This window comes from Aeromonas sp. R2-2 (assembly GCF_040908355.1).
Classification (GTDB): Bacteria; Pseudomonadota; Gammaproteobacteria; order Enterobacterales; family Aeromonadaceae; genus Aeromonas; species Aeromonas veronii.
Genome location: NZ_JBFODQ010000020.1, coordinates 21,231 through 33,906 on the forward strand (window position 1 = coordinate 21,231; position 12,676 = coordinate 33,906).

The 12,676-nt window shown below is 59.0% G+C and carries 2 protein-coding genes; one reads left to right on the top strand and one right to left on the bottom strand.

All coding sequences use genetic code 11. The features are described from left to right. The first annotated feature begins 661 nt into the window (after positions 1-661). Complete coding sequence (locus AB5Z09_RS03280; protein WP_368194635.1) at positions 662-11,353, top strand: retention module-containing protein; 10,692 nt, start codon at positions 662-664, stop codon at positions 11,351-11,353. A gap of 99 nt (positions 11,354-11,452) precedes the next feature. On the opposite strand, the gene glpC is transcribed toward AB5Z09_RS03280, so the two are convergent. Next, entirely contained in the window at positions 11,453-12,655 is a 1,203-nt protein-coding gene (glpC, locus tag AB5Z09_RS03285; RefSeq protein ID WP_368194636.1) for an anaerobic glycerol-3-phosphate dehydrogenase subunit GlpC, read from the bottom strand. Positions 12,656-12,676: the final 21 nt, after the last annotated feature.

Here is a 12,676-nt window from a genome sequence, read left to right on the forward strand (position 1 = left end):
CCCCGTCGGGCGGGGTGGGCAGACATTCGCTTGCGGGTGAATAAAACCGCGCAATATATGATTGCTCGAGGGTTACCCTAACAAATAGGTAAATTTAATGATGATTTATCGGAGGGAGAGTTGTGCCAGATCAATTGGTGCACAGGATTGATCGCTGAAATGAGATCTGGATTAAATTTTATGGAAACTCAACTTCTTGTTAACTGCAGAGCATTCGATGGCAGGAGTTTGATCGATACAGTTGCGTACTGGCACTTTTTGCTGCTGATCCTGATTGCTGCCGTATTGTTCACACATTCTGGCAATGACTTATGCTGATAATTGACTGAATATGCAAATTCTCGGTGTTGTGCTGTGAGCTTTTGACCTTCGGATTATGATCCATTTATTGAAGCTGCAGTGGATTTATCGTCAAACGACAGAAATACTCACATGAAGTCTGATAGACCTATTAATAAAGGTGATGGAACTGGGTTCATCCAAATCTCATTTTATTAAAAAGGGCCTGTTAGATGCACAATCTTGTAAGTTATGGCCATTTTATGGCAATCATTGTCGAAAATAGCGAAAAGACCCACTTAGTCTGGTGCGGTATGATTATTGAACAGACAAGTACCCTGTAGGTACTGATGTTGGTGGTTAAGGTTTTGCTGGAGGTTGTATGGCAGAGTTGCAAATTGAAAAGTCCACGGTGATCACCCAACTCGAGGGCTCCGTGTTTGTCATCAGTGCAGATGGATCTGTCATACGAGCAAAGGTGGGGATGGCATTGCAGCCAGGGGATCGCCTGCAAGCTGCCCAAGGGGGCCACTTTCAACTAGCCGAGCCGGGCAGTGAGCCTGCTGGTGAGCAAGATATGGCCGCCCAACCTGAGCTCGCCACACCTGCTGCTGATGGGCAACCGGCCGATCCGGAACTGGCCTCGTTGCAGGAGGCGATCCGTCAGGGTATTGACCCGACAGAGCAGTTTCAAGCGGCGGCCGCCGGTAACGCAGCCGCTGCGGGCAATATCGGTGGTGTAGCAGGTTCCAGCTCGGGTGGATTTGTGGTGGTCGATCGTACCAATGACGCCACCCTGGCTGAGGCCGGTTTTGATACCGACCATGCGGTGCAACCTGTTGGCGATGAGCAGCTGTTTTCCGAAGAGCGTGATTTCTTTGCCGCCATCACCATCACCGAGCCCCAAACCAGCGACAACATTATCAACGCCGATGAAGCGACTGGCGTCATCATTCGTGGTGTGGTGGATGATGTGGAGGTAGGCCAGCCAGTCACTGTGACCCTTATCGATCAGGCGGGAAATTCACTGACGGTGACGACCGTGGTGCTGCCCGGCCTGGTGTGGGAAGCCAATTTTGGCGATGTGACCGGCAAGCTGGTGGATGGCCCGTTGCAGATTGTGGCCAACACCCAGGATCAGGCGGACAACAATGCCAGCGACACCGGACAGACTCTGCTCGATACCATCACCACCATTACCCTCGATCTAGCCGATGAGAGCGACACCGGCGCCAGCCAGATCGATGATCTGACCCGCGACAATACCCCGCTGCTGCAAGGGAAGGGGGAGCCCGGCGCCACCGTAACCCTGAGCCTTGGCGGCAGCGTGCTCACCGTCCTGACGGTGGATGCCGCCGGTAACTGGCAATATCAGTTGCCGCAAACCCTGGCCGATGGCCAGTACCAGTTTCAGGTCAATTCTGTGGATATTGCCGGCAACCGCGCCAGCGATACCCTCGTTATCAATGTCGATACCCAGGCCTTTATCGATATCGATGATCTCGATTCTACGGCCCTGTTTGGCAACAGCAGCGCCACCCTGAGCGGTTCCACCAGCAATGTGGAAGCGGGTCAGAGTGTCACCATCACTCTGGTCGACAGCAATGGCCAGCCGCTGTTGACCACCTCGGCACAGGTAGGGGCCGATGGCCGCTGGCAGGTATCAGGTCTTGATCTCTCCGGTATCAATCAATCCTTTGAAGTGCGTGCCAGTGTCACCGATCTGGCGGGCAACAGCGCCAGCGATGGGGCGCCGCTGATCGGTCAGAGCGAAACCCTGACGCTCTCCGAAGCCGGATTGGCCGGTGGCCCAATCTCCGCGACCGGCAGCCTCAATACCGGTGCCGGTCAGGATGGCAATCTGCAAGTCCAGTTCGCCGCCGATCAGAGTGCCTTGGAAGGTCTGGGGCTTGTCAGCCATGGCGCGCCTCTTGGCTACACCATCAACGGTCAGACCCTGACCGCCAGTGCCGGTGGGGCGACCGTCTTCACCCTGACCCTCAACAATGACGGCAGCTACCGCATCGTCTGGAGTCAGAGCCTGGATCACGGTCAGGACGCGTTGCGCCTGCCGTTTAACCTCGAATATCGCGATACCGACGGTGATCTGGTGAAGGCGCCGCTGGTGATCAATCTGGTGGACAGCAATCCGCCCAGCTTCGAGATCCCGGCCATTCCTCTGACTGAAGATGCCTTTACCAACGGCGCCGCCGTGGTGGGCGAGAACAGCTTTGTGGTCAAACACACCGCCGATCCTCTGCTGGTGGATTCGTTGGTGTTCAGTAATCAGAGCAACACCCTGACTACCCTCAACGGCTCGGGTCTTGCCAGCGATGGTCATCCGCTGACGTTTGAATTTGCCGATGATCGCACCTTGGTGGGTTACTACCTGGATGGCAGTGGCCAACGGGTGGAGGTGCTGCGCGCCGAATTGAAGGCTGAGCAGCAGGGCAGCGATCTGGCTGGGCGGGTGGTGGTCACCCTCACCGGCCCGCTCGATCATCAGGGCAGCGACACGCTTTCCCTCGGTTTGCAGGTAAGCGCCAACGAGATCGATGGCGACAGCACCAGTGCCAACCTGACGTTGACTGTCAATGATGGCAGTGATCCCGCATTGGGCATCGACAAGGGGGTCGCCCTGCAAGAAGGTGGCAACCAGAGCATCGATGGTCAGCTGCCGGTGACGGTGGGCAGCGATCGTCTGGTCTCCCTCAACTTTGAGGCGAGCCAACCGGCGCTGGCGGGGCTCACCAGCCAGGGCAAGGCGACGAGTTACGAGGTTCAGGACAACCAGCTGATCGTCAAGGATTGGCAGGGCAAGGCAATCCTCACCGTTACCATCGGACTGGATGGCAAATACAACGTCTCCCTGACCGGGGTGTTTGACGAGCCGGAAGCGACCAACAGCCTCAATCTTGGCCTGAAGGTACAGGGTTCAGATTTTGACGGCGACAAGAGCAATCTCGGCACCCTCAATATCACCATTACCGATGGCGCCTTGCCGCAGGTTAATCCAGTCTCCCTCTCGCTCACCGAAGATAGCAACTGGCAGCAGGGCCAGACCCTTGACGGTGATCTGACTATCACAGCGGGCAGCGATCCGCTGGCCAGCATCACCTTCGATGCCAATCAGCCGGGGCTGCAAGGGTTCACCTCGGGCAAGCAGGCCGTGACCATCACGGTGGCCGATCATCGTATCGAGGGGCGTACCCCAGATGGCAAGCTGGTGTTTGAGCTGACCCTCGGTAACGATGGCAAATACAGCTTTACCCTCCATCAACCGCTGGATCAGGGCAGTGCCGACAGCCTGCTCAAGGCGGGCTTTACCCTGCTCGACAGCGATGGTGACAAGGTTTCCTCCACTATTACCGTGGCGGTGGGTGATGGTGCCAATCCGACCATCTCCGCCGTGACCGGCACCACCATCACCGAGATGGCGCAAGGGGAGACGGCTGCCATCAGCACTATGAGTTTCTCGGTCGCGCACGGCAGCGATGCCCTTGACCCCAACTCTCTTGGTTTTGATATCGCCACCATCCAGAGCGCCCTGACCGGACTGACCAGCCATGGCAGCCCGATCAGTTTCTCCCTTGATGCCAACGGCCAGCTGGTTGGCACCACGGCAGATGGTCGCGAGATCCTGCGCGCCGAGCTGAGCCTGGTCGATAACAACGGCAACTGGAGCGTCACCGCCAAGGTCACCCTGAGCGGCGAGCTGGATCACAAGGGGAGTGAATCCCTCAACCTGCCGCTTGCCGTCACCCTGGCCGATAAGGATGGCGATCGCATCGGTACCACGCTGCCGCTCACCATTGCGGACGGCAAGGCGCCGAGTTTTATCCCGGGCACTGGTGTAACCCTGGATGAGGGAAACCTCACCGGCGGCAACAGCTTGAGTCAAACCGGTCACTTCGATGTGCAAGCCGGGTCGGATCGGGTGGTCGAGGTGGCCTTTGCCGATGCCAGCGAACAACCTGCGCTGACCGCCTTGGGTAAACCGGTGCAGTACGAGCTGGTGGATGGTGACCCGCTGATCCCGGGCAGCCAGCAGCTCAAGGGCTATGTGATGGTCGATGGCCAGCGGGTCGAGGTGTTCGAGGTCAAGCTGGTTGGCAGCCTCGATCAGGCGGGCAAGAACGGGTTTGACTATCAGGTCACCCTCCATCAGGGTCTTCATCAGGGCGCCAACGCCGTGACCGAGCTGCCCATGAAGGTGATCGTCAACGACTACGACAAGGCGGGCGGCAACAACGACAGCACCAGCGGCACCCTCAATATCCAGATTGGGGAAGGGGAGAAACCGACCCTGACCCTGACCGATGTAACCCTCAATGAAGGGCGCTTCGATGGCGCCAATTCTGCCACTGATGACCAGCAGACGAGCGGAAAGATCACCATCAAGGCCGACTCGGATCCGGTGACCGATGTGCGGCTGACCCTCTTCGGTCAGGTCATGGATACCAGCGGCAAGCCCATCACCCATAACGGCGAAACCCTGACCTGGAAAGCGGTTGGCACTGATGGTCACACCTTCCAGGCGGTGACCAGTGGCGGTCTGGTTGTGATGACGGTCTCCATCCCGACTGTCCCCGCCAGCATCGCCGCTCACACCAGCGCAGAGATAGGTTATCAGGTGACGGTGCATACCAACCTGGATCACGGGGCGGATAACAAACTCAACCTGACCTTGCCGGTAGAAGTCACCGACAGCGATGGCAGCAAAAACCAGGGCACCGCCACTGTCACGGTGACTGATGGCATCAACCCGATCATATCCGCCATTGAACCGGTTCGGGTCGAGGAGTCTGATCTCGATGCAGTGAACGGTCAGCATCCGGGGACCACACCTGCAGAGAGTGGAGAAACCGATAGTGGCAAGGTGACCATCACTGCCGGTTCGGATCGGGTTGCCTCCCTTGGGCTGGATGTGGCTGCATTCAATCAGGCCAATCACCTCATGTCGGGTGGCAAAGCGGTTACGCTGGCTCCACACAGCACCGGCTGGTATCTGGCTACGGCCGAGGGGGGCAAGCCCGTTTTCTGGGTCCACCTCGATGTTAACGGCAGTTATAGCGTCCATCTGGTAGGTCAGCTTGATCACGGTGCACAGGGCAAGGATGAGTTGACCATCGAAGTGCCACTGTTTGTCACCGATCACGATGGCGATCGCAGTCCGAACGTCAGTGTGACCGTGACGGTACAAGATGACATGCCTATCGGCACTGTGCTGGCTCATACCCTGAGCGAGGGGAGCAGTACCGTGACCGGCGATCTGCTGCCTACTGCCAATGAAGGTGCGGATGGTGCCCGCGTCGAGTCGATTACCATCAATGGCCAGACGTACGCCATCAATGGCTCTTTGATACAAGATGTGCTGAGCCCCGATGGCAAGCAGGTGATGGGAACCCTGACCATCTCTGCCGATGGCTCGTACTCCTTCAAGCCTGCGGCCGGTTTCAATCACGATGCAAGTCAGCTCAGTCAGGTGGTGACAGCCCATCTGGTCGATGGCGATGGCGATCGTGCAGACAGCACCCTGACCCTCAATCTGCAGGATGAAGCGGTGCGCTTTACCGTTAGCGCAGCCATTGGTAACGAAGATCAGGGGGCGCAAGACCCGAGGCTGGGTATCCCTATCAACATGCAGCTCGATATTGGCGATTTCGATCGCGGTGAGCATGTGGATCAGTTGCTTATCCAGACGCCTGCTAGTGCCGCCCATGGCACCTTCTATTACAACGGCGTTGCCCTCACCACCACGGCTGATGGCAAGTGGTTTATCGTGCCGCCAGCGGCCATGGTGACCAGTGATAATGTTCACTACACCACTCAGGGGGTGACCTTTGTGCCTTCAAGCAACTGGTCGAGCTGGAGCAATGGCGGTCAACCACTGCATTTCCAGGTGCAACTGCAGGTCGGCGTCACCGAAGGGGCGGCACCTGCGGCCGTAACGGGGGAGCTGGCTGTGACGGTGCGCGGCGTGGCCGACAAGCCGATGTGGGACACAGCCAACACCACTCGCCACTATGAAACCAATGAAGACAGCACGGGTATCAAGCTGGACGTCAAGGCGAGCCTGACTGATACCGACAGATCCGAGACGTTGACCTATCAGATCAAGCTGGAAGCGGGCAAGGGAACCCTGATGCTCGACGGTGTCGAGCTCAAGCCAAATAGCAGTGGCATCTACACCGTTTCGGCCGGCAACATCAACAAGGTGACTGTGGTGCCGGGCAAGGATTTCAGTGGTGACATCAAGCTGTCGGTGACGCCGATCAGCACCGAGAAGAACCCGATCGCTCAGGGTCAGGGTACGGCGCAGGGAGACAAAATTGATCTGGTGATCAACGTCAATCCGGTGGCCGATGACGCCAAGCTCACCGTGCGTGACATTCAGGGCAAGGAAGACACCCTGCTCGATCTGGGCAGCAAGATCGCCCTTGCACATCTGGGTGACAAACTCGATGGCTCCGAGCAGATGTTTGTCCGCATCAGTGGCCTGCCTGACGGTGCAACCTTGTTGCTGGGAGGTTCCTCCGTTGCACAGAACGCAGCCGGTTACTATGAGGTGCCCTACGCTCGCATCGCCGAGCTCAAACTGCAGCCCCCCAAAAACAGCAACGTCGATTTCGATCTGACCATCAAGGGGGTGGTGAAAGACACGGCGATATTGACCGATGCCAGTGGCCAGACCCACATCGTGGTGAACGAGAAGGAGACCGGCTCCCAGACCCTTCATGTGGATCTGGTGGGGGTGGTGGATCAGCCTCACTTCGAGCTTGGCAATACCGGCTGGGAGGTCGAGGGGACAGGCTATGCCACCACAGTGGGTGAGGATGGACGGGCACCGCTCAACTTTACCCTCACCTCGGGCGAGTGGGTCGATACCCCGCACGACACTTCCGAGAGCCTCAACGTGGTGCTGCAAGGGCTGCCGGAAGGGGCTCGGGTCTTTGATGCCAACGGCAAGGAGCTGACCCTTACCTTTGCCGGGCTCGATGCCAGCGGTAAACCGACCTATCAGGTCAATGTCTCCGATTTTGGCAACCTGCTTATCCAGCCGCCTCACAACAGCACGGCGGATTTGAACCTGATCGCCAAGGTGGTGGTGACCGAGAACGATGGTGATCACAAGAGCTTCGAGGTGCCGCTGCATATCAAGGTGGAACCCGAGATTGACGCCACCGACTACAGCAAGACCAGCCATGGCCTGGAAGATCAGTTCACCGTGCTGGACTGGCATCCGACCCTTACTGACGGCGCCGAGAAAGTCACGGCGCTGAGTCTCTCCGGGGTGGAGGATGGCTACCAGATCTGGCTGCGAGTCGGCAGTGTCGAGAGCCAGCTGACCGTGGTCAGTGGCAAGGTCACTCTGACTGCCGCCCAGCTCGACAGCCTGCTCAACGGGGGGCAACTGCTGGTGAAGGCGCCGGAGGATAGCGATCGGGATACCAATATCCAGAGCCATGTCACCGTGACCCAGCATGATGTGGATTCGGGCGCGGTGGCCGAGAAGGTGATCGATGGCAATCTGCATGTCGATATCCAGGCCGTGGTGGAGCCCGATGGCGTGCTGACCCAGAACGGTGGAGCTCTCGTGGGGCAGAGCGGTGCAGATATAGACCTGACTGGACGCTTCGTCTTTACCGACCTCGATCCCTCGAGCGTGGAGGAGGTCGACTATCTGGTGATCAACCTGCCGGTGTTGAACGGTGGTGCAGGCGATCAGTTCGTGGTGGTTGGCGGTATCAACAACGGTAACGGCAGCTGGATCGTGCCGGCGGGCAACCTCGGCAGCTTCAAGCTGCATGCGCCGGACGGGTTTGTCGGCAAGGTCGAACCGATCCGCATCGATGCCATGGTTATCGACCGGGGCGATGATGGCGATGCCAGCGCCCATGTCAAAGTGAGCCTGGAAACCAGTGCCGAATTTGAAAACAAGCCAGTGACGCCCAAGACGCCGGCGGCGACTGTCGATATCGACGACAACGCCGTGCTGGTGGGTAAGGAGGATATCCGGGTTGATTTTGGTCAGCAGCTCAAAGGCGTGATCCATATCGGCGCCGCCGATCAGGCCAGCGACGAGGTGACCATTGTCCTCAAGGGGTTGCCGGTGGGCGTCACCATCAGCGGGGCCGAGTACAACATCTCGACCGGTGAATACGTCATCAAGGTGCCGCCGTCACTGGCGGGCCTGGAAGGGTTGACCCTTGGCTTGCCACAGGACTTTGCCGGCTCGCTCAATATCGAAGTGAAGGTGGTGAATACCGATACCGCCAGTGGTGACATCAAGGTTGACAGCAGCACGGTTAGGGTCGATGTGGCCCCCGTGGTCGATGTGAATGGTGGTCGTGGCGAGCATCCAGAACTGACTCTGACCGTGCAGGACACCAACCATGACGGACAGCCGGACAATCTGGAAGATAGCGAGATCCACCTCGATCTCTCGGTGAAACTGGCCGATATCAGCCCCTCCATCGCGGGCGGCGGCCTCGAAACCGTGGAACAGGTCACCATCACGGTGGATGCGAAATATGGTTACTTCCTCGATGGCAGCGGCAAGCCGGTCAACACCCTGGTGGTCAACGACGTGGCTGCCCTCAAGGATTTGGTGTTTGTGCCCAAAGAGCACTTCAGCGGTCAGGTACCGCTCGACATCAAGGTCGATATCGTCGATACCGCGCTGGTCGGCGGCCAGCTAGTGACTGACAGCGGCAGCTGGAGCGGCCAGGTCGGCTTTGAGGTGAGACCGGTCAACGATCCGGCTCAGCTCTCGGTGCACAGCGTCACGGGGAGCGAAGATGGCACGGTCAACCTTGCCGGATTTGGCGCAACCCTTATCGATAACGATGGCTCGGAGCAGATCGTCGCGCTGCAGATAAAGGGGGTACCGGATGGCTTCACCCTGTCGGCTCCGGCGGTCAACAATGGTGGCGGCGTCTGGCAGATCCCGGTGGGGACCGATTTCTCCAAGCTGACCCTGATCCCGCCAGCTGATTTCAGCGGCACCGTGGATCTGTCGCTGAGCGCCTTTACCCTCGACAAGGGGCTCACCATTCCGCTCGAAACCAGTGGCAGCTTTACCGTCACCGTCAATCCGGTGGGGGATGCCCTTATCGCCGACATTCAGGGTCAGGCGAGCGGTACCGAAGGGGATGTGATTACTCTGGCTCTGGGGCTGGAGACCCGGGATACCCAGTCAACCGGCGGCAGTGCGGGTAATGTGCATGAGAACAAGCCCGAGCAGGTGCGGGTCACCATCGAAGGGGTGCCTGATGGCGCCGAGATCCGCTTGCCAAATGGCGTGGCGGGGACTGTTGTTGATCTGGGGGGCGGTCGCTGGCAGGTCACCACCGAGGGCGGCAAGCTGGGGGCTGTCGAGCTGGTGACCAATGATGCCAACGGTGCACTGGATCTCAAGATCACCGCCCAGAGCCTCGATAACGGCGCCCTTGGCCCCGAGGTCAATGGTACCATCCATGTGGATGTAAGCCCGGTCAACGATGCGCCAATCAACGTATTGCCAACGACCCCTCAGGTCGCGCAGGAAGATCAGCCTTTTGTCATCCACGGTTTGCAGGTGAAAGATGTGGATGCGGGCAACAGCCCCATCAAGATCACTCTGTCGGTGGAGCATGGCACCCTGACGTTGCCTGCTGGCAGTGGCGTGACGGTGGTCGGAAACGGCACCGGTTCGCTGGTGCTGACCGGCACGCTGACCGATCTCAATGCCTTGCTCTCTGGTGGGGTCACCTATCAGGGCAACAGTGATTTCTACGGCAATGACGCCCTGACCATGGTCACCAACGATCAGGGGAACACGGGTAGTGGCGGGGCACTTAGCGATACCGATGTGCTGCCCATCGAGGTGCAGCCGGTCAACGATGCGCCGGTCAATCAGCTGCCTGGCAGCATGACGGTCAAAGAGGATGGCTCCCTGTCGCTCTCTGGCGTCAGCGTGAAGGATGTGGATGCAGGAAGTGCGCCTGTCTCCATGGTGCTGCGGGTCGAGCATGGTGTGCTGACCTTGCTGGGTGCAACCGGTGCCGTGATGGTGCAGGGGGCGGGTACCAGCGAGATCTCCCTGGTGGGGTCGCTGGCTGATCTCAACCAGTTGCTGGCAAGCAACCTGCACTATGAACCGGCCAAAGATTTCTGGGGAGAGGATACCCTTACCGTCACTACCTCCGATCAGGGCAACACTGGTACGGGTGGCCCGCTGAGCGACACCGATCAGGTGACCATCACGGTCACTCCCGAGCCGGATATGCCGGGTCTGACGGTGGATCAGCATGCGTTCCATGCCTTGCAGGGGGCCGTTATCCCCCTTGGCATCAACGCCAGCGTGGTCAATCCGGCCACCGGCGAGCTCTCCATCCGCATCAGCGGCCTGAATGGGGCGCAGGTGCAGGACGAGCATGGTCAGAGCGTCGGTCATGCCGATGGCAATGGCGACTGGCTGATCCCGGCCGATCACTCGGTTCCGCTCTACTTCAGCGGTTTTGGCGACGGTGACCATGTGCTGGGGATCAGTGCCGAGTCGAGTGTCGGCGGCTCAACCGTCAGCACGCCCCTTGAGACCATTACGGTGCACGGCCAGAGTGGTCATGAGTTGGTCGGTTCCGATCAGGGGGATTGGCTGTTTGGCTCCTCCGGCGATGACCGTCTGCTGGGGGGCCATGGCAACGACATTCTCACCGGCGGGGCTGGCAGCGATCTCTTCGTCTGGCAGCACGGGGATGAGGGGAGTCAGGGGCAGCCCGCCATCGATACCATCACCGACTTCCATCCGGAACAGGGGGACAAGATCGATCTGGCTGATATGCTGCAAGGGGTCACTGGCAATGGTGTTGATGATCTGCTCAAGCATCTCTCAGCCTCGGTGACCACGGGGAGCAATGGCCTGAGCGATGTGAATCTCTCGGTGGCGCCAGCCGGGGATGGTCATGTGACCCAGCAGATCACCCTGAAGGATGTGGACCTGACCAGCTGGAATCTCACCAGCACCTCGTCCCACGATATCCTGCAGAGCATGCTGGAAGATCAACATAGCCTGATCATCCAGCACCCCTGATAGCGTGCGTGAAGCGTAAAAAAGAAGAGCCGGCAATTGCCGGCTCTTTGTTTATCTCTGCGTGGATTGTTTTTATGCGACCGCAAGGGCCGGGGGGATTCAGGCCAGCGCCTGGGCCAGCAGGTGGATCGGATGTTCACAGCGGAAGCTGGTGCTCATCTCGATCTGCCATTTGCAGGTCTCGCAATCGGTGATCACCAGATCGGGGGAGAGGCGGTTGATTTGATCAAACAGCCCCTCACCGATGGTCTGGCTGGTCTGATAGTTCTCCGACTTGAAGCCGTAGGTGCCGGCGATGCCGCAGCACTGGGACTCCAGCACCGTCACCTTGACTCCGGGAATGGCGCGCAGCAATTCGAGGGTGTAGATGACGCCCCCCATCTTCTCCATGTGGCAGGGGGTGTGGTAGGCGATGTGCAGATTGAGCGGCTTCATCGCCGGTTTGTTGCCCTTGTAGAACTCGTTCCACAGGAAGCGGGTCACCAGCGAGATGCGATCCCGCACCTTGTGGTTGTCCTGCTCCAGCAGGTGGGGGTATTCATCGCGCAGGGTAAAGCCGCAGGTGGAGGAGGTAGCCAGCAGCGGCATCTCGTTCCCCAGCAGGGAATTCTCCATCTGCTTGATATTGAAGGCCGCCTGCTGCTTGGCCTTGTCCATAAAGCCGTTGGCAATCAGTGGCACGCCGCAGCACTTCTCCCGCTCCAGCAGCTGCACGCCGATGTTCATTGCGTTGAGCACCTGTACCAGCTCCTTGCCAAGCTGCGGGTGGTTGTAGTTGACATAGCAGCCGTGGAAGTAGGCGATCTGCCGGGCAAAGCGGGCCTGAGATTCTTTTTGCTTCTTGTACCAGCCGCGGAAGGTGCCCTGGGAGTATTTGGGCAGGTCGCGGTGGGATGAGACCCCCAGCGCCTTGTCCAGCACCAGCTTCATCGGCTTGAGGCCGGTGGTGAAGTTGACTACCGGGGCCATCAGGGTAGACATGCTGCCCATCAGATCGGTGTGGGAGAGCACGAACTCGCGGATCCCCGGTTTGAAACCGCTGTACTGATACTTGGCCTTGGCAATGATGTCACCGATGCGCACCCCGCTCGGGCAGGCCACTTCACAGCGTTTGCAGTTGGTGCAGTGCTTGAGGGCGCTGTCAAAGAGCTCCGGGCTTTTGATCCGCAGCCGCTCGCCATCCGGGCCCGCCTGTTTCGGGCCGGGGTAGGCGGGGTTGGCCTTGGCCACGGGGCAGTAGGCGGTACAGACGGTGCATTTGATGCACTGATCGAAAGTTTGGTTGGCGTGATCCAGTAGCATGTCAGTTCTCCTCCCGGCGAT

What these genes read in the sequence shown, in the direction of transcription:
- AB5Z09_RS03280 (WP_368194635.1), top strand. Translation starts at nt 662, where the DNA reads ATGGCAGAGTTGCAAATTGAAAAGTCCACGGTGATCACCCAACTCGAG.
- glpC (WP_368194636.1), bottom strand. Translation starts at nt 12,655, where the DNA reads ATGCTACTGGATCACGCCAACCAAACTTTCGATCAGTGCATCAAATGC.